This is a genomic window from Streptococcus oralis, assembly GCF_003943395.1.
In the GTDB taxonomy this organism is placed as follows: Bacteria; Bacillota; Bacilli; order Lactobacillales; family Streptococcaceae; genus Streptococcus; species Streptococcus oralis_BF.
Genome location: NZ_RJPJ01000004.1, coordinates 110,013 through 128,343, shown reverse-complemented (window position 1 = coordinate 128,343; position 18,331 = coordinate 110,013). Strand labels below are relative to the sequence as shown.

Below are 18,331 nucleotides of genomic sequence, written 5' to 3'. Positions count from 1 at the left end.
TTCTAATCTCGCTAGATATGAGTTACTTGGTCAATTCTTGATTATAGGAGAGGGCTAAATCAATCCAGTAAGGAAGTTCTTTTTGACCTTCTATATCTAGGTCTATATAGCCATGATAAGGTCGCCCTCTCATCAATGTAGTATGGGCTCCTGTTCGGGGTAGAACTTGCTTTTCCATTTCTTTGCCAATTCTCACCATAACCAGCTCGTTCTTTCTGGAACTGACTGTAAGGACCATTTTCCCACGAATCATAAAGGCCAGGCCACCAAACAGTTTCTTTTCTTCTAACTCTTCTTCGAAAATTTGGGGAGGAAGTTTGAGTGCTAGAATTTTTCGAATCTGCTGTGCTAAGGATTGACTATATGCCATAGCGTTTCACTTTTCTTAATAACGTGATGGGCCTGCGCTTGCGCTTCGGATATTGAAGCGTTTCTTGAGATAGAAGCGAAGGGCGAGAAGAGCCGCTCCCAGGATGGCCAAAGGCAATGGAGCAAGGACTGGATTGAGGTTAGCTGGTAGGAAGCTTGTTGCAAAGAAGACAACCAACCAAAGGACCATAGAGGCCAGAATGACGAGGATTGATTTCCAGAAAGGAGGACGTTGGCTACGATCTGTGTCTGGTCCATAGTACTGGTAGACAAAGTAGTACATCAAGTAGAAGGCAAGTCCTCCTACAAGTCCAACCAACAAGAGGGTAATCAAACCATAGCCAATAGCCTGATCTGTTGAGAAGAAGGTTGTGAGGGCGCTGACGAGGGCAAAGAGGCTAGTGATGAAAAGAGCTGAGTCCATAATCATGAGTTTTGGATCGTCATTTTCCTTAGGATGCTCTTTTTCGTACTGTTCTTTGACGGTAAAACTGTGAGCCCAGTGGGTTGGAGCGCCATAGAGGGAACGAGCGGTCGTACCTTTAGCTTGTTCCTCAAGGATTTGGGGAATAACTTCCTCAAAGATAGTCTTGATTTCAGCGTCTGTTTTGCCATCTTTGATAAATTGTTGGGTAGCGATGTGGATAAACTCTTGGTTTTTCTTGGTTAGTTTTTGTAAATCAATCTGAGACATAGGGATTCCTCTTAGAACCATTTTTTATGGATGAGATAGAGAGTGAGCGAAACACTCATAGCAAAGGCGATAAAGACGATTAACCAGAAGGCGTGTGGCTCACCGTTCAGAGGGATTTCATTATCCTTAAAGTTCATCCCATAGGCTGAGAAGATCATGGTCGGGACAGACATGACGATGGTCACGAGAGCCAGAGTTTTCATGATGTTGTTCTGGTTGTTGGAAATGATAGAGGCAAAGGTCTCTGTCATAGAGTGAAGGACGTTTCCATAGATATCTGCCATCTCGATGGCCTGTTGGGTTTCAATCAGGGTATCTTCGAGCAGGTCTTGGTCCTCTAGGTATTTCTTGATATTGCTAGTTGCGCTGGTCAATTTCTTAATCACGCGCTCGTTCGTCTTAAGTGAGGCCTTGAAATAGACGATGGTCTTTTCCAATTCCATGAGCTCGATCAGCTCTTCGTTTCGAGTAGACTTGTGAAGTTGACTTTCGATTTGTTCACTCTTACGGTCGATCGAACGAAGGGCTGTAAGGTAAAGCTCTGCGTTGCGGTAGAGAATCTGGAAGATAAAGCGTGAACGCATGAAGGTGTAAAAGTTGCGCAGTCTACGGTTGATAAAGACATCGAGAACTGGGAGAGGTTCCAAGCAGGTGGTGATAATGGTTTCCTCGGTGATGATAATCCCCAGCGGAATCGTTACGTAGTAGGTGCGGTTGTTTCTTTCCTCTGTGATGGGAACGTCTACGATGATCAAAGTATACTCATCTTCGATGGTAATACGGGACATTTCTTCCGCATCGAGCGGTGCTCGGAGGTCGGTGATGTCGATATCGAAGGCGTTGGCGATTTCCAACGATTCATTTTGTGTAGGATTGACGAGGTTGATCCAAGTACCCGGTTCAAGCGTGTCGATCTCTTTAAATTCAGTTGTTGTTGAGAGAAAAACTTGTTTCATATCCCCTATCCTTTCCTACTATTCAGTGATTCATTTTTTGCACCGTACTATTATACTATAAAAACAGCTTTTTGGGTAATAGAATTTCACATTTTTTGGTATAATGGAAAGCAATAATGGACTAGAAAGAACAAAGATGCAAGATAAAATTGTCATTCATGGGGCGCGTGCCCATAACTTAAAAAATATCGATGTGGAGATTCCAAGAGACAAGCTGGTTGTTGTGACTGGTTTGTCAGGGTCTGGGAAATCCAGTCTGGCCTTTGATACCCTCTATGCGGAGGGACAACGTCGTTATGTGGAGAGTTTGTCAGCCTATGCTCGCCAGTTTTTGGGCAATATGGAAAAACCAGATGTGGATGCCATTGATGGTCTCAGCCCAGCTATTTCCATCGACCAAAAAACGACTAGTAAAAACCCACGCTCGACCGTGGGAACGACGACTGAAATCAATGATTATCTGCGTCTCCTCTACGCACGTGTAGGGACGCCGTACTGTATTAACGGGCACGGGGCTATCAAGGCCTCTTCTGTGGAGCAAATCGTAGATAAGGTCTTGGAATTGCCAGAACGCCAACGTCTGCAAATCTTAGCTCCTGTCATTCGTAAGAAAAAAGGGCAACATAAGAGTGTCATTGAAAAGGTTCAGAAAGACGGCTATGTACGCGTCCGTGTGGATGGGGAAGTTTATGATGTGACCGAAGTGCCTGAGCTGTCTAAGAGCAAGCAACACAATATCGATGTTGTGGTCGACCGTATTGTTATCAAGGAGGGTATCCGTAGTCGTCTCTTTGACTCCATTGAGGCTGCCCTTCGTATCGCAGAAGGTTATGTCATTATCGACACTATGGACGATTCTGAGTTGCTCTTCTCTGAGCATTATGCTTGCCCAGTTTGTGGCTTTACTGTTCCAGAGTTAGAGCCTCGTCTCTTCTCCTTTAATGCTCCTTTTGGCTCTTGTAGCGAGTGTGACGGTTTGGGCATCAAGCTGGAGGTGGATACTGATTTGGTAGTTCCTGATACCAGCAAAACGCTCCGCGAGGGGGCGCTGGCACCTTGGAATCCTATCTCATCTAACTACTATCCAAATATGCTGGAACAAGCCATGACAGCCTTTGGAGTGGATATGGATAAGCCTTTTGAGGATTTGTCAGAAGAAGATAAGAACTTGATTCTCTACGGTTCAGATGGCAAGGAATTCCATTTCCACTATGAGAATGAATTTGGTGGTGTGCGCGATATCGACATTCCTTTTGAGGGAGTTGTCAATAATATCAAGCGTCGTTACCATGAAACCAATAGTGACTACACGCGCACCCAAATGCGTCTCTACATGAATGAGCTAACCTGCGGAACTTGTCACGGTTACCGTCTCAATGACCAGGCCTTGTCTGTCCGTGTGGGTGGTGAGCAAGGGCCACATATCGGAGAAATCTCAGACCTGTCTATCGCAGACCACTTGGAATTAGTGAGCCAGCTGACCCTGTCTGAAAATGAAGCCATTATCGCCCGTCCCATTCTCAAGGAAATCAAGGATCGCTTGACCTTCCTCAATAACGTAGGCCTCAACTATCTGACTCTGTCACGTTCGGCAGGAACCCTTTCAGGTGGGGAGAGTCAGCGTATTCGCTTGGCGACCCAGATTGGGTCCAACCTATCAGGTGTCCTTTATATCCTGGATGAGCCGTCGATTGGCCTTCATCAGAGGGATAATGACCGCTTGATTGCCAGTCTGAAAAAGATGCGTGACTTGGGCAATACTCTCATCGTGGTGGAACATGACGAAGATACTATGCGAGAGGCAGATTATCTGATTGACGTTGGTCCTGGTGCGGGAGCATTTGGTGGGGAAATTGTCGCTGCAGGTACGCCTAAGCAAGTGGCTCGCAACAGTAAGTCTATCACAGGTCAGTATTTGTCAGGTAAACGAGCGATTCCAGTGCCAGAAGAGCGCCATTCCGGAAATGGTCGTTTTATCGAAGTGACGGGAGCGCGTGAGAATAACTTGCAAAATATCACTGCTCGCTTCCCATTAGGAAAATTCATTGCGGTGACAGGTGTGTCAGGTTCAGGGAAATCGACCTTAATCAACAGCATCCTCAAAAAAGCTATTGCCCAGAAGCTTAACCGCAATTCAGACAAACCTGGTAAGTTTAAGACGATTACAGGGATTGAGCATGTAGACCGCTTGATTGACATTGACCAGAGCCCTATCGGACGTACGCCAAGGTCTAACCCTGCTACCTATACAGGAGTTTTTGACGATATACGTGACCTTTTTGCCCAGACAAACGAAGCCAAGATTCGAGGCTACAAGAAGGGCCGTTTCAGTTTCAACGTTAAGGGTGGTCGTTGCGAAGCCTGCTCAGGTGACGGGATTATCAAGATCGAGATGCACTTTTTGCCTGATGTTTACGTGGCTTGTGAAGTCTGCCACGGGACCCGCTATAACAGTGAAACCTTAGAAGTTCACTATAAGGAAAAAAATATCTCGCAGGTTTTGGATATGACCGTCAATGATGCGGTGGAATTTTTCCAACACATTCCCAAGATTCAACGCAAACTTCAGACCATCAAGGATGTGGGGCTGGGCTATGTAACGCTAGGTCAACCGGCTACCACCCTTTCTGGAGGAGAAGCCCAGCGTATGAAGTTGGCTAGCGAACTCCATAAACGCTCGACAGGAAAATCCTTCTACATTCTGGATGAGCCGACGACAGGGCTTCATACTGAGGATATCGCTCGCTTGCTTAAAGTCTTGGCTCGCTTTGTCGACGATGGAAATACTGTCCTCGTCATCGAGCACAATCTAGATGTTATCAAGACGGCAGACCATATCATCGATTTGGGACCTGAGGGCGGTGTCGGTGGTGGAACCATCATCGCAATAGGAACCCCAGAAGAAGTAGCGGCCAATGAAGCCAGCTACACAGGACACTATTTGAAAGGAAAATTACGTCATGAATAAACGTGTGCAAGCATTTCTAGCTAAAATGCAAGAAAAAGAACTAGATGGAATCATTATCAATAACCTTAAAAACGTCTATTATTTGACTGGTTTTTGGGGTTCAAATGGAACAGTCTTTATCAGCCGTGACCGTCAGATTTTGGTGACAGACTCTCGCTATATCATTGCAGCTAAGCAAGAAGTGACAGGTTTTGAAATTGTGGCTGATCGTGATGAATTGGCTGTTATTGCAGGCATCGTTAAGGATATGGGCTTGTCTCGCATCGGTTTTGAGGACGAGATTTCGGTCTCTTATTACCACCGTATGCAGGCAGCTTTTGCAGGTTTGGATTTACTTCCGCAGACTCAGTTTGTTGAAGCGCTTCGTATGATTAAGGATGAGGCGGAGATTGCGACTATTCGTAAGGCATGTTCTATCTCAGACCAAGCTTTTCGCGATGCGCTTGATTTTATCAAACCAGGAAAAACTGAGATCGAAATTGCCAACTTCCTTGACTTCCGCATGCGTGAGCTAGGAGCGGCAGGCTTGTCTTTTGATACCATTTTAGCAAGTGGCATCAACTCTTCTAAACCCCATGCCCATCCAATGCACAAACCGGTTGAAGCAGGAGAAGCCATTACCATGGACTTTGGCTGTCTCTACGACCACTATGTCAGTGATATGACACGGACTATCTACTTGGGGCATGTTAGCGACGAACAGGCAGAGATTTACCATACGGTTCTAAAAGCCAACCAAGCCTTGATTGACCAAGCTAAGGCAGGATTAGGTTTCCGTGACTTTGACAAGATTCCTCGTGACATTATCGTAGAAGCGGGTTATGGTGACTACTTTACCCACGGTATCGGTCACGGTATCGGACTGGATATCCATGAGGAACCATACTTTAGCCAAACTTCTACCGATACGATTAAGGCAGGAATGACCTTGACAGACGAGCCAGGTATCTATATTGAAGGCAAATACGGGGTTCGTATCGAAGATGATATCTTAATTACAGATAACGGTTGCGAATTGTTGACTCTAGCGCCGAAGGAATTAATTATTATTTAAGAAAATTAAGATAAATCGTTGACTTTTATATTTTAAAGGTTTATACTGATAGACGAAAACGGTAGGTGAGGCTACCATAGGGATACGGATGACTACCGCAAAGCAGTGGAGACACTACTCGTTGGTCAACAGTCCTGGTCGCGAAGGCCAAGACTAAGCTCATTACATCGCCCTATGGAGTTAAAGCTTGAACGAAAAAACAGATAATTAGTTTTTTAATCCTGCCATTTTTATGGTAGGATTTTCTGCTGTTTTAAGAAAAAGAAAGGAGAAAAACGATGCAAATTGACGATCATCCAGAACCGCACATACACAGCCAATCGCTGATTTGTGTCGTTCTGCCCTTATAAAGTGATTGGTCTCTGTGTATGAAACAAATCATTCATACAGATAGGAGAAACCAATGAAAACTACAAAAGAAAGATTAGCAGTAGCTATTCATACACCTTTAAAAGAAACTCTATCTTTTTATAAGACAAGTCTAACAGGCTTGACTGAGGAGCAGGTGGAGAAAAATCGTGACCTATATGGCGAAAACACCATCACTAAGGGTCAAGAAGACAGTATCCTCAAAAAGATTTACGATTCTATTATCAATCCATTTACAATCATCCTGCTGGTCATCGCTATGATTTCCATGGTGACCAACGTCTGGTTGGCGAAGTCTGGACAAGAAGATCCGACGACTTCTATCATCATCGTCGTTCTCGTTCTAATCTCTGGTGGCATACGCTTTGTTCAAGAACTGCGGAGTGACAAAGCTGCGATCAATCTATCAAAAATGATTGTGAATACAGCCACAGTTATTCGCGAAGGCCAGAGTTTAGAGGTCGCAATTGAAGATTTGGTCGTTGGAGATATAGTCAAGTTAAGTGCTGGGGATATGATTCCAGCAGACCTCCTTTTGATTGAATCACGTGATTTCTTTGTCCAACAGTCTGGTTTGACAGGTGAAAGTGACTCGGTTGAAAAACTGGCCTTGTCAAAAATGAGTCAGTCAAATTTTGATAGTTTGCTAGAAGCAGAGGCGCTCGCCTTTATGGGAACCAACGTGATATCAGGAAGTGCCAAGGCTTTGATTCTAGCGGTCGGTGATGATACCATGATGGGAGAGATCGAGCAGACTCTCAATACCTATGACGAACCGACCTCTTTTGAACGGGAGATGAACAGCATCTCTTGGCTCTTAATCCGTTTGATGTTAGTCATGGTTCCCATCGTGTTTCTCTCCAATGGCTTGACAGACGGCGACTGGCTGGAAGCAGGTGTGTTTGCACTGAGTGTTGGTGTTGGATTGACACCTGAGATGCTTCCTATGATCATCACGGCCAGTTTAGCAAAAGGTTCCATTATCATGGCCAAGGAAAAAGTCGTCATCAAAAAACTCAATGCCATACAGGACCTAGGTGCTATTGATATCCTGTGTACGGATAAAACCGGAACCCTTACCCAAGACGAAATTGTCCTTGAATATCCTTTGGATATACATGGAGATTTGGATTTGTCTGTGTTGAGACGTGCCTACCTCAATTCCTATTTTCAAACGGGATTGAAAAACTTAATGGACCGTGCCATTATCAGTAGAACTGAAAAAGAAGCTAAAGAACACGCTATTCTACAAAATTTGGATACTAGCTTCCAAAAAATCGATGAATTGCCCTTTGACTTTGAACGCAGACGGATGAGTGTCATCGTCAAGGATGAGAACGAAGTTGTTAGTTTGGTAACCAAGGGTGCTCTAGAGGAAATGCTTGCGATTTCAACCCATGTGGAATATCAAGGTCAGATTAGCCCTCTAACGGATGATATCCGAGTGGAAATCTTAAAAGAAGTGGACCAACTTAATCAACAGGGCTTGCGAGTCTTGGGAGTCGCCTATAAAACAGGCCTAAAAGAAGGTTTTGCTTACTCTGTTGAAGATGAAAAAGAGATGATTCTAACAGGATATCTTGCCTTTCTAGATCCACCAAAACCATCAGCAGCACCTGCTATCCAAGCTTTGTTAGAACACGGTGTTCAAACAAAGATCTTGACGGGGGACAATGAGAAGGTAACCCAAGCAGTTTGCGAAAAAGTTGGTTTAGACGTTGATCAAATCTTGCTGGGTTCTGATATTGATGCCATGACGGACGAAGAGTTGGCCCAAGCAGTTGAGAAGGTGACTGTCTTTGCCAAACTCTCTCCGGATCAGAAAGCACGAATCATTTTACAAATCAAATCTAATGGACATTGTGTCGGTTATATGGGAGATGGAATCAATGATGCCCCTTCTATGAAAGTGGCAGATGTGGGGATTTCTGTTGATACAGCAGTAGATATTGCCAAAGAAACGGCTGATGTCATTTTGCTAGATAAGGATTTGATGGTGCTTGAAAAAGGGCTGGTTGAAGGACGCAAAGTCTATGCTAATATGACCAAATATATCAAGATGACGGTCAGCTCTAATTTCGGGAACATTTTCTCTCTGTTAGTGTCTGGTATATTTTTACCTTTCCTGCCAATGGCTCCGATTCACTTGATTGTCTTAAACCTAGTCTACGATCTTTCTTGCATTGCCATGCCATTTGATAATGTGGATGAAGACTTTTTGAAGAAGCCTCATAAGTGGGAGGCTCAGTCCATTACTCGCTTTATGATTTGGATGGGTCCGATTTCTTCTATTTTTGATATTTTGACCTTTATCTTGCTCTATTTTGTCATTGTTCCAATGGCGACAGGTCAAGCCTATGTCCACGGAGCAGAGTCTGCAACGGGCTTTATCATCTTGTTCCAGACAGGTTGGTTCATTGAATCCATGTGGTCCCAAACCATGGTTATCCATATGCTCCGTTCAGCAAAGCTTCCTTTCTTACAAAGTCGTCCATCATGGTTTGTTCTTGGAACAACCTTGCTAGCAGCTAGCTTTGTGACCTTCCTTCCCTACTCTTCAATTGCTAGCCTTCTTCATTTAACCCCTTTGGAACCAATTTATTTCCTCTTTTTGCTTTTGATCATCGTTCTCTATATGATCAGTGTTACAGTTGTGAAACGAATCTATATCAAAAAATTTAAAAGTTGGCTATAAATTGATTTTGTCAAGAAAAAAGTACGAAAATCGCTAAAAAAGTTAAATTTTTTTAAAAATAGGTCGCAAGTCGGATGTTTTTTATGGTATAATAGACTAAACTGATAGTAACATGTAGCGAAAGGGGTAGGCACATGATTAAGATTTATACCGTCTCCAGTTGCACAAGCTGTAAGAAAGCGAAGACTTGGCTCAACGCACACCAGTTAAGTTATAAAGAACAAAACCTTGGTAAAGAAGGGATTACGAGAGAAGAATTACTTGATATTCTGACAAAGACAGATAATGGAATTGCCAGCATTGTATCATCAAAAAACCGCTATGCGAAAGCTTTAGGAGTTGACATCGAAGATTTGAGTGTCAATGAAGTACTCAACTTAATCATGGAAACACCACGGATCTTAAAAAGTCCTATTCTAGTTGACGAGAAGCGTTTGCAGGTCGGTTACAAAGAAGATGATATCCGTGCCTTTTTACCACGCTCTGTCCGTAATGTAGAAAATGCAGAAGCACGTTTGCGTGCAGCTCTATAAACATCGAGGCTGGGGTATCTCCTAGCCTTGTTCATTTTTTATCAAAAAATTATGTGAGGAATTATGAAAAAGATAGTAATTGGCGCAGCTACTCTCCTCCTGCTACTTGCAGGATGTGGCCAAAAGAAGGAAACGACATCCAGTTCAAAAAGTGAATCCGAAACACTCCAGTCTACTCTGCCCGTTTTGGAAAATGCGGAAAAGAATACGGTTGTGACTAAGACTTTGATTTTCCCTGAGTCAGGAGATGGCGTCAAGCAAACGCAAACCATTACCTATAAAGGGAAACAATTTCTAAAATTGGTTATTCGGCAGATACGGCCCTTAAGTGAGGAATTGAAATCCTTTATCGCTGACCACGGTCTTGAAGAAACTCAAAAAGCTCTTTTAGAAGCAGAAGAAAAGGATGAAATGCTTCAGGAAGCGCGTAAATTGGCAGGTTTTACACTTGAAACCAAACTACTCAGTCAGACTGAAATCCAGACCACAACGACCTATGATTTACAAGTCTTGGATGTCAAAAAGGCGTCACAGACAGATTATTTGAAAAATCTTGGCTTAGAGACTCTTTTGAAAAATGAACCAAGCCAATATATCGCAGACAGAGTGGCAAATGGTGCGACAGAACAGTAAGAAAATCCAAATAAATGGATTGACTTAATTGTAGAACGTAAGGAAATATGCTATAATAGTACTATTCTAAGGAAAGAGGGTGTTAGAATGGGATTTACTGAAGAAACTGTACGTTTTAAATTGGATGATTCCAACAAGAAGGAAATTAGTGAAACGTTGACAGACGTCTATGCTTCTCTGAATGAAAAAGGCTACAATCCGATCAACCAGATTGTGGGTTATGTATTGAGTGGAGACCCTGCCTACGTTCCTCGATACAACAATGCACGAAATCAAATCCGTAAGTATGAGCGTGATGAGATTGTTGAAGAATTGGTACGCTACTACCTTAAAGGACAAGGAGTCGATCTATAATCTATGAGAATTATGGGATTGGACGTCGGTTCAAAAACAGTAGGGGTGGCTATTAGCGATCCCCTAGGCTTCACTGCTCAAGGACTTGAAATCATCCAGATTAATGAGGATCAGGGTCGGTTTGGTTTTGACCGTATCAAGAAATTGGTTGACAGCTATAAGGTGGAACGCTTTGTAGTAGGTTTGCCAAAGAACATGAACAATACCAGCGGTCCACGAGTAGAAGCCAGTCAAGCATACGGAGCAAAGCTAGAAGAACTCTTTGGTTTGCCAGTAGACTATCAGGATGAGCGTTTGACAACGGTCGCTGCGGAGCGTATGTTGATTGAGCAGGCTGATATCAGTCGCAACAAGCGAAAAAAAGTTATTGATAAGTTGGCTGCTCAGCTGATTTTGCAAAATTATTTAGATAGAAAATTTTAAGACAGAGGAGAAACTATGTCACACGATCACAACCATGACCACGAAGAACGCGAATTGATTACACTAGTAGACGAGCAAGGAAATGAAACCTTGTTTGAAATTCTTTTGACGATTGATGGGAAAGAAGAGTTTGGTAAAAACTATGTTCTCCTAGTGCCAGTTAACGCAGAAGAAGACGAAAACGGTGAAGTTGAAATCCAAGCTTACTCATTCATCGAAAACGAAGACGGAACAGAAGGCGAATTGCAACCAATCCCAGAAGACTCAGAAGACGAATGGAATATGATTGAAGAAGTCTTCAACAGCTTTATGGAGGAGTAAAAACGTCCAGGGGACGTTTTTAGCCCAACTCCTAAAAATTGGAAGAGTTGGAACATCCAGTGGATGTTTTTAGCCCACGTTGAAATTCATAGTAGCTAGTGATTAGCTAACCAGGTAAGAGGTTGGAATTTTTGTCCCGACCTCGCTTTTTATTTGTAATCATACTTTGATGCAGTAGTTGATTGTACTTTTGTTAAGGAGATGTGTGTGTTTGAAGTAGAAGAATGGCTGCATAGTCGGATTGGTTTAAACTTTAGATCTGGTCTTGGACGAATGCAGCGAGCTGTGGATTTGCTGGGGAATCCAGAGAGGACTTATCCTATTATCCACGTAACAGGGACTAACGGTAAGGGGTCAACTATCGCCTTTATGAGGGAGTTGTTTGTAGCTCATGGAAAAAAAGTTGGCACTTTTACCTCTCCTCATATCGTCAGTATCCATGATCGAATCTGTATCAATGGGCTACCGATCGTAGATGAAGACTTTACCCGTATAGCTAACCAAGTTAAGGAGATGGAAAAAACTCTTTTAGAAGCACATGATCAATTGTCTTTCTTTGAGTTGTTGACCCTGATTGCTTTGCTTTACTTTAAAGAGCAGGGAGTGGATCTAGTCCTGCTAGAAGTGGGGATTGGTGGTCTGCTTGACACGACTAATGTCGTAACAGGAGAGGTTGCAGTTATTACTTCGATTGGTCTAGATCATCAGGAGACCTTAGGTGACAGTCTGGAGGAAATAGCCGAGCAGAAAGCTGGTATTTTCAAGGCTGGAAAGAAGGCGGTCATTGCTAAGCTAGCTCCAGAAGCAGAGCTTGTCTGTCAAAAAAGAGCGAGAGAGTTAGATGTAGACCTTTATCAAGCTGGGCGAGACTTCACCTTGACTGCTGGGGATTTTTCAAGTAGCCTAGCAAGCTTTTCACAGCTCGAAATCGGTTTGGAAGGTGCTTATCAACAAGAAAATGCCGCCTTGGCTTTACAAACTTTTCTTCTGTTTATGGCGTCAAGAGGTGAAGGTGTCGAAGAAGAACTTGTCAGACAGGCCTTGAAAGAGACTCACTGGGCCGGTCGATTGGAACGGATTCGTCCGCATATCTACCTAGACGGGGCTCACAATCTTCCAGCCTTGACTCGTCTAGTCGAGTTTATTCAAGGGAAAATCCAGCAAGGCTATCAAGTTCGCATTCTTTTTGGCGCTCTTAAACGCAAGGATTATCAAGGGATGTTAGGCTGTCTATCTGAGCAGTTGCCTGAGGTGGAACTTAAGGTAACGGGTTTTGACTACCAAGGTTCTTTGGATGAGAAGGATGTGGCGGGTTACGATTTGATTCCTTCCTATGGCGATTTTATCAGAGAATTTGAAGAAAAGGCCAATGACCAGAACTTGCTTTTCGTGACGGGGTCACTCTACTTTATCTCGGAAGTACGAGCGAGTTTGGTTGGAAGTGATGGGATTAGTTGACCTTCTAGGATGAAGTTGCTATACTGGAGGTAGGAGGTACATCTGGAAACGATTCCAGCAAAACATTGGCACAAAAGAAAGGAAATCGCTATGAAAACGAAAACATTCACACTTTCTATTGCTTCCCTAGCAATTCTTAGTCTTTTAGCAGCTTGTGGACCTAAGGCACAAGCCCCTACCCAGCAATCTGCTCAGCAACCATCTACTCAACAAGAATCGTCTTCTAGTGCTGCTACAAGTGCTAGTCAACCACAGGCGTCCTCGAGTCAGGATACTACTGTGGCTCAACCTACGAACATCAATGGTACCTATACTGGAAAAGATGAGAATGACCAGATCACTCTTGTTGTAACAGGTAAAGCTGGTACATGGACTGAGGTCGAGCCAGATGGAGATAAGGAAATCAAGCAAGTCACCTTTGATCCAGAAAATCAACGTGTCATCATCGGTGATGATGTCAAGATTTACGCAGTTAATGGTAATCAAATGACTATCGACGATATGGATCGAGAGGCATCTGACCGAGTAGTCTTAACGAAACAATAATAATTAAGCAAAAGTTCCAAGGAGATGAAATTAGTCTTTTTGGAGCTTTTTTGTTTTAAAACGTGACCAGTGGTTCTTTACTAACTTTTTACTTAAAACGCTTACAAAAATTTGTAAAACTTCTTATTAGGTCGTATACTTATAGTAAATAATCAAATAGCGCAGAGGCGCAGGAGGAAAAGCATATGGCTACATTTTACGTTCCATCAGTTAACCTTATTGGTAAAGGTGTTGTAAATGAAGTAGGTCCGTATATCAAGGAACTGGGGTATAAGAAGGCCCTTTTGGTGACAGATAAATTCATCGAAGGCAGTGATATTATACCTAAGGTCCTAAAACCATTAGATGCTGAAGAGATCGAATATGTGATCTTTAGCGATGTGGAGCCAAATCCGACTTGCAAGAACGTCACAGACGGAGTGGCTGCCCTGAAAGAGCATGGATGTGACTTTATCATCAGTCTTGGGGGTGGGTCTCCTCAGGATGCGGCTAGTTGTATCTCTATCATTGCGACAAATGGTGGCAAACCACAGGACTACGAAGGACTTCACAAGTCTGCTGAAAAAGGGTTGCCAGTGGTTGCGATCAATACAACAGCTGGAACTTCTGCAGAAATCACCATTAACTATGTCATTACTGACGAAGAACGCAAGGTCAAGATGGTAATGGTTGATAAGAACAGCCTCGCCCTCATCTCAGTCAATGACCCAGAACTCATGCTTTCAAAACCGAAAGGATTGACAGCAGCGACAGGTATGGACGCTCTTACTCACGCTGTCGAAGCCTTGGTAACACCAGGTGCTTATAATGTGACCAAGAAACTCTCTATCGGAGCTATTGAACTCATCAAGGAGTACCTTCCTCGTGCTGTGGCTAACGGACAAGATATTGAAGCGCGTGAGGCGATGGTCAATGCCATCTTCCTCGGTGGTATGAGCTTTAACAATGCTGGTTTGGGCTATGTTCATTCTATGGCTCACCAACTCGGTGCGGTATATAACTTGCCGCATGGTGTCTGCTGTGCCATGCTTCTCCCAGTTGTAGAACGCGAAAATGCCAAACGTGTACCAGAAGCTTTCCGCAATGTAGCCAAGGCTTTGGGACTCCATGTTGAGGGGAAAACAGACCAGGAATGCGCTGACTATGCTATCGCTGAAATTGAAAAACTGTCTGAAACAGTAGGTATTCCGAAGAAACTCACTGAACTCGGTATCCAAGAAAAAGACTTTGACTTTGACTACCTTTCTAAGAATGCTTTGATTGATGCTTGTGCACCTGGAAATCCATTTATGCCAACCTTAGAAGAAACCATAGCTCTCTACAAAGAACTCTTCTGATTCATAAAGTGAAAAGAAGCTAAATAATGCTGGAAAGAACTATCATTTTGGTAGTTCTTTTTAAGCTTCTTAATACTCTAGTTAAAAAGATAAGAAGGGCAGCGCTTCATATAGTGTGGGTGTAGTTTAGGAATCTTGCAGTTCTTGGAATAGTTTGAATAGAAAAAGGTAAAAGGTTGCCATCTACCCCTGAACTGAGGTATACTAGTAGAAACATTAGTTCATCAATCGGTGAGGGAGAATGATAGAAAAGGAAGGGGATGTATGACAGCTAGAAAAATGCAGCTACTCATGTCCAAATATGGTTTTAGTATTACCATCATGTTGGCAGAGTTGTTTATCGTCTTTGGTTTATTTCTCTATCTAGGCCAGATGGCTCCGATTCTCTGGATTATCCTTGTCATTTTAGTAAGCTTAGCGACCATTGTATCAATTGTCAATCGGTCCATGAATCCTGAAAGCAAGGTGACATGGCTGTTAGTAGCCTTTGTGCCAGTATTTGGTCCCTTGCTCTATATCATGTTTGGAGAACGCCGCCTATCTAAAAAAGAGGTCAAGCAGCTAAAGCAACTCCAATCAATGGTTGACCGAGAGGACAATAGCAGAGCCCTCCGTTTGGAGTTAAAGGAAGAGGATAAGTCGGCTTACGGAGTCATCAAATCTCTCCTCAGTATGGATACGAATGCGGATGTCTATAATCGAACAGATACCCATTTCTTCCCTTCAGGTGAAAGCATGTGGCGCCAGATGTTGGAGGATCTCAAAAAAGCGGAGAAGTTTATCTTTCTCGAATACTATATCATCGAAGAAGGCTTGATGTGGAATAGTATTTTGGGAATTTTGGAAGAAAAGGCTGCTCAAGGAGTAGAAGTCAAACTCCTCTATGATGATATTGGTTGTATGGCAACCTTGCCTGGAGATTACACCATCCAGCTTCGTGGTCGAGGGATTGAAGCACATAAATTTAATAAGGTGATTCCACGTTTGACCGTTGCTTATAACAACCGTGATCACCGTAAAATCATGATTATCGATGGTCAAATCGCCTATACAGGTGGTGTTAATCTGGCAGATGAGTATATCAACCATATCGAGCGCTTTGGTTATTGGAAGGATAGCGGTATTCGCCTAGATGGATCGGCAGTTAAGGCTTTTACTAGACTCTTTTTATCAACTTGGTATATCAACCGTGGGGAAATTAGTGACTTTGACCAATACCATCTCGAAAATCAACCCAAAGATGGGATGGGGCTCTGTATTCCCTATAGTAGCGGGCCAAAACCCATCTACCGAGCCCAGGTTGGAAAAACGGTCTATCAAAACCTTATCAATCAAGCTACAGACTACGTCTACATCACGACCCCTTATCTGATCGCTGACTATGATCTAACCGAGAGTATCAAAAATGCAGCATTGAGAGGGGTAGATGTGCGAATTGTGACGCCGTGTATCCCAGATAAGAAGGTTATTCAATTAGTTACTCGGGGAGCCTATCCAGACTTGCTATCTGCAGGGGTTCGTATTTATGAGTACAGCCCGGGATTTCTTCATAGCAAACAAATGCTTGTCGATGGAGAGGCAGCTACTGTGGGAACCATCAATTTTGACTATCGGAGTTTGCTACACCACTATGAGAATGCCGTCTTGCTTTATAGAATGCAGTCTATCATCGATATTGAAAGGGACTTCGAAGAGATTTTTAAAGTTTCTCAAGAAATTTATCCCCACACAATCAAAACAAGCTGGTATCAAAGCCTGATCAAGGAAATTGTCCAGTTGTTTGCACCTATGCTCTAATTATCCATCAAGATCTGGTCCAAGGCTGGATCTTATTTTTGTCTTTTTGCGAATAGATAAGCAGGAGGATGAAAATGCTAAATCAAGAAGAATATGATTTTATCCTAGAGTTTCAAACAAGCAGTTTACACCGTTTTCGAGAGATTGAACGCTATGCTGAGCTAGATAAGAAGTTAAAGAAATATCAATCCTTAGCTGACATTCCTGTAAGATTTTGATATACTAAAACAGATAAACTTAGAGGAGAAATTGAATGAACGTATATGGGGAAAAAGACGAACAGCTAGAAGGATCTCGATACCAGTATCAAGAATGGCTGGATCAAGAGTCTGAATTTGGACTGGAGCGAGGCAAGAAGAAACGAACTCCACTTCCGTTTTTTAGTGTGGCAATTTGGAGTCTGGCTGCTACAGCTGTTTCTGTCATGTTGCCTCTGATCTTTGGTTTAGTAAGTCCTCAACAGATGCAAGATCTTTATACTGGTTGGGCACTACATCAGAGTGGGCAGATTTACACGGATTATTATGGTTCAAATGGACTGCTTTATTACTTACTAACCTACCTCTCTCAAGGGAGTATTCTTTTTGCTTTGGTGGAGTGGTTGGCCTTGTTCGGAGCTGGTGTTTTTCTATTTAAATCTGCAGATACCTTGACAGGTCAGGGAGAGCAGGCTAGACAGCTTTTGTTGGTTTTCTATTTGCTTGTAGGCAGTCTGGGATTTGGTGGTAGCTATGCAGTAGTTGTGGCCTTGCCTTTTCTATTTTATAGTTTTAGCCTAGTGGCTGACTATCTGGATGATCCAAGTAACGATAAAGGTTTCTTGCGAGTTGGGATGAGTTTAGCATTAGCTTTCTTCCTATCCCCTATTCCCACAGCTTTGTTTGCAGCCACACTTGCCTTGAGTTTGTTTGGATTTAATATTGCCAAGCGTAAATTTGCTCATGGTTTGTATCAATTTTTCGCATCAGCCCTAGGATTTTCTATCATTTTTTATCCAATTGGCTATTATACAGTCTTAACAGGAACTTTTGGTGATGCGATTAGCCATACTTTGTATCCAATAGATACGCTTAGTCTATTTTCAAATGCCAATCTTATGGAGAATGCTGCTTTCTATGGTTTGCTATCCATCGGTATTGGGATTCTGACATTGATCTTTTCAGGATTGTTTCAATCTAAACCAGCCAAACAATCTGCTGTCTCAATAGGCGCTATTTTAGGATTATTAGTAACTCTTTCTTTATTAATTCTTTCAAAAGAACCTTTGCATGGCTCACGTTTGGCAGCGATTTTGCCCTTTCTGACATTGTTATCGTTAACCAACATCAAAGAAGGAAGCCCTGATCGTATCAGTCGTAGTAGACGAAGAGTTCGCTCTTCATCACTCTTTGGTCGCTACCTCAAGGGAAATTTCTATCTACCATTAGTTGCGATAGTCTATTTACTTTTCCTACCTGTTTTGAGTCGCTATATTTCGCATCCAAGTACTTATCAGGAACGCGAGCAACTTGCTAGCGTGGTCAAACAGCAAACGAGTTCTGAGGATCGTGTCTATGCTTGGGATGATCGTCCAGATTTCTACCGCGCAAGTGAACGCTTGGCGCCAAGCTCTCTAGTAACACCAACACTCTATACTGCAAGCGACGAGAATAAAACGAAACTAGTCAATGACTTGAAAGAAAATCAACCGAAGATGATTTTGGTCAACCAAAAGGTTGCCTTGTGGTCGGATGTAGAGAGCCTACTTAGTGAAAAATACGAGCTTGTTCAGACGGATAGTAAGGAATTCAAGCTTTATAAATCTAAATAATAAATCAATATCTT

At 42.9% G+C, this 18,331-nt stretch carries 17 protein-coding genes and 1 riboswitch; of the genes, 14 read left to right on the top strand and 3 right to left on the bottom strand.

Annotated elements, in window-relative coordinates:
• Positions 1-22: 22 nt before the first annotated feature.
• From D8802_RS04560 to D8802_RS04550, 3 genes are read right to left on the bottom strand one after another with little or no spacing between them, the layout of a single operon-like run.
• On the bottom strand, positions 23-370 hold the full coding sequence (locus tag D8802_RS04560) for a TfoX/Sxy family protein (RefSeq protein ID WP_000331828.1): 348 nt from the start codon (positions 368-370) through the stop codon (positions 23-25).
• A gap of 15 nt (positions 371-385) precedes the next feature.
• Complete coding sequence (locus D8802_RS04555; protein WP_125394945.1) at positions 386-1,063, bottom strand: DUF1129 domain-containing protein; 678 nt, start codon at positions 1,061-1,063, stop codon at positions 386-388.
• A gap of 11 nt (positions 1,064-1,074) precedes the next feature.
• The gene (locus tag D8802_RS04550; RefSeq protein WP_084974527.1) at positions 1,075-2,019 is read right to left on the bottom strand and encodes a magnesium transporter CorA family protein; all 945 of its coding nucleotides are present in this window, start codon (positions 2,017-2,019) and stop codon (positions 1,075-1,077) included.
• A gap of 136 nt (positions 2,020-2,155) precedes the next feature.
• On the opposite strand from D8802_RS04550, the gene uvrA reads away from it, so the two are divergent.
• From uvrA to D8802_RS04480, 14 genes are all read left to right on the top strand, one after another.
• On the top strand, positions 2,156-4,987 hold the full coding sequence (gene uvrA / locus D8802_RS04545) for an excinuclease ABC subunit UvrA (RefSeq protein ID WP_125394944.1): 2,832 nt from the start codon (positions 2,156-2,158) through the stop codon (positions 4,985-4,987).
• On the top strand, positions 4,980-6,041 hold the full coding sequence (locus D8802_RS04540) for a M24 family metallopeptidase (protein WP_125394943.1): 1,062 nt from the start codon (positions 4,980-4,982) through the stop codon (positions 6,039-6,041). The genes uvrA and D8802_RS04540 overlap by 8 nt, the downstream gene beginning before the upstream one ends.
• A 55-nt stretch (positions 6,042-6,096) precedes the next feature.
• A riboswitch (M-box (ykoK) riboswitch) is annotated at positions 6,097-6,248 on the top strand.
• Between the two features lie 196 nt (positions 6,249-6,444).
• Complete coding sequence (gene mgtA, locus D8802_RS04535; RefSeq protein ID WP_125394942.1) at positions 6,445-9,105, top strand: magnesium-translocating P-type ATPase; 2,661 nt, start codon at positions 6,445-6,447, stop codon at positions 9,103-9,105.
• A 134-nt stretch (positions 9,106-9,239) separates the two neighbouring features.
• Entirely contained in the window at positions 9,240-9,638 is a 399-nt protein-coding gene (gene spx, locus D8802_RS04525) for a transcriptional regulator Spx (protein ID WP_000591165.1), read from the top strand.
• 63 nt (positions 9,639-9,701) lie between these two features.
• Positions 9,702-10,271 (top strand): SP0191 family lipoprotein, encoded by a 570-nt coding sequence (locus D8802_RS04520; RefSeq protein ID WP_125394941.1) that lies wholly within the window; start codon positions 9,702-9,704, stop codon positions 10,269-10,271.
• A gap of 87 nt (positions 10,272-10,358) precedes the next feature.
• On the top strand, positions 10,359-10,625 hold the full coding sequence (locus D8802_RS04515) for an IreB family regulatory phosphoprotein (protein ID WP_000507060.1): 267 nt from the start codon (positions 10,359-10,361) through the stop codon (positions 10,623-10,625).
• 3 nt (positions 10,626-10,628) lie between these two features.
• Positions 10,629-11,048, top strand: coding sequence for a Holliday junction resolvase RuvX (gene ruvX, locus D8802_RS04510; protein WP_125394940.1), 420 nt, complete (start codon positions 10,629-10,631; stop codon positions 11,046-11,048).
• A gap of 15 nt (positions 11,049-11,063) precedes the next feature.
• Positions 11,064-11,369, top strand: coding sequence for a DUF1292 domain-containing protein (locus tag D8802_RS04505; protein ID WP_000017624.1), 306 nt, complete (start codon positions 11,064-11,066; stop codon positions 11,367-11,369).
• A 207-nt stretch (positions 11,370-11,576) separates the two neighbouring features.
• Entirely contained in the window at positions 11,577-12,827 is a 1,251-nt protein-coding gene (locus D8802_RS04500) for a bifunctional folylpolyglutamate synthase/dihydrofolate synthase (RefSeq protein WP_185758195.1), read from the top strand.
• Positions 12,828-12,917: 90 nt separating this feature from the next.
• Positions 12,918-13,373, top strand: coding sequence for an SP_0198 family lipoprotein (locus D8802_RS04495; protein WP_125394938.1), 456 nt, complete (start codon positions 12,918-12,920; stop codon positions 13,371-13,373).
• 185 nt (positions 13,374-13,558) lie between these two features.
• A complete protein-coding gene (locus tag D8802_RS04490) occupies positions 13,559-14,710 on the top strand; it encodes an iron-containing alcohol dehydrogenase (RefSeq protein ID WP_125394937.1) in 1,152 nt (383 codons plus the stop codon).
• Positions 14,711-14,974: 264 nt separating this feature from the next.
• The gene (cls, locus tag D8802_RS04485; RefSeq protein WP_125394936.1) at positions 14,975-16,507 is read left to right on the top strand and encodes a cardiolipin synthase; all 1,533 of its coding nucleotides are present in this window, start codon (positions 14,975-14,977) and stop codon (positions 16,505-16,507) included.
• Between the two features lie 74 nt (positions 16,508-16,581).
• Entirely contained in the window at positions 16,582-16,725 is a 144-nt protein-coding gene (locus D8802_RS10130) for a hypothetical protein (RefSeq protein WP_185758194.1), read from the top strand.
• Positions 16,726-16,760: 35 nt separating this feature from the next.
• A complete protein-coding gene (locus tag D8802_RS04480; RefSeq protein ID WP_125394935.1) occupies positions 16,761-18,317 on the top strand; it encodes a damage-inducible protein CinA in 1,557 nt (518 codons plus the stop codon).
• The last annotated feature ends 14 nt before the right edge of the window (positions 18,318-18,331 follow it).

What these genes read in the sequence shown, in the direction of transcription:
- D8802_RS04560 (WP_000331828.1), bottom strand. Translation starts at nt 370, where the DNA reads ATGGCATATAGTCAATCCTTAGCACAGCAGATTCGAAAAATTCTAGCA.
- D8802_RS04555 (WP_125394945.1), bottom strand. Translation starts at nt 1,063, where the DNA reads ATGTCTCAGATTGATTTACAAAAACTAACCAAGAAAAACCAAGAGTTT.
- D8802_RS04550 (WP_084974527.1), bottom strand. Translation starts at nt 2,019, where the DNA reads ATGAAACAAGTTTTTCTCTCAACAACAACTGAATTTAAAGAGATCGAC.
- uvrA (WP_125394944.1), top strand. Translation starts at nt 2,156, where the DNA reads ATGCAAGATAAAATTGTCATTCATGGGGCGCGTGCCCATAACTTAAAA.
- D8802_RS04540 (WP_125394943.1), top strand. Translation starts at nt 4,980, where the DNA reads ATGAATAAACGTGTGCAAGCATTTCTAGCTAAAATGCAAGAAAAAGAA.
- mgtA (WP_125394942.1), top strand. Translation starts at nt 6,445, where the DNA reads ATGAAAACTACAAAAGAAAGATTAGCAGTAGCTATTCATACACCTTTA.
- spx (WP_000591165.1), top strand. Translation starts at nt 9,240, where the DNA reads ATGATTAAGATTTATACCGTCTCCAGTTGCACAAGCTGTAAGAAAGCG.
- D8802_RS04520 (WP_125394941.1), top strand. Translation starts at nt 9,702, where the DNA reads ATGAAAAAGATAGTAATTGGCGCAGCTACTCTCCTCCTGCTACTTGCA.
- D8802_RS04515 (WP_000507060.1), top strand. Translation starts at nt 10,359, where the DNA reads ATGGGATTTACTGAAGAAACTGTACGTTTTAAATTGGATGATTCCAAC.
- ruvX (WP_125394940.1), top strand. Translation starts at nt 10,629, where the DNA reads ATGAGAATTATGGGATTGGACGTCGGTTCAAAAACAGTAGGGGTGGCT.
- D8802_RS04505 (WP_000017624.1), top strand. Translation starts at nt 11,064, where the DNA reads ATGTCACACGATCACAACCATGACCACGAAGAACGCGAATTGATTACA.
- D8802_RS04495 (WP_125394938.1), top strand. Translation starts at nt 12,918, where the DNA reads ATGAAAACGAAAACATTCACACTTTCTATTGCTTCCCTAGCAATTCTT.
- D8802_RS04490 (WP_125394937.1), top strand. Translation starts at nt 13,559, where the DNA reads ATGGCTACATTTTACGTTCCATCAGTTAACCTTATTGGTAAAGGTGTT.
- cls (WP_125394936.1), top strand. Translation starts at nt 14,975, where the DNA reads ATGACAGCTAGAAAAATGCAGCTACTCATGTCCAAATATGGTTTTAGT.
- D8802_RS10130 (WP_185758194.1), top strand. Translation starts at nt 16,582, where the DNA reads ATGCTAAATCAAGAAGAATATGATTTTATCCTAGAGTTTCAAACAAGC.
- D8802_RS04480 (WP_125394935.1), top strand. Translation starts at nt 16,761, where the DNA reads ATGAACGTATATGGGGAAAAAGACGAACAGCTAGAAGGATCTCGATAC.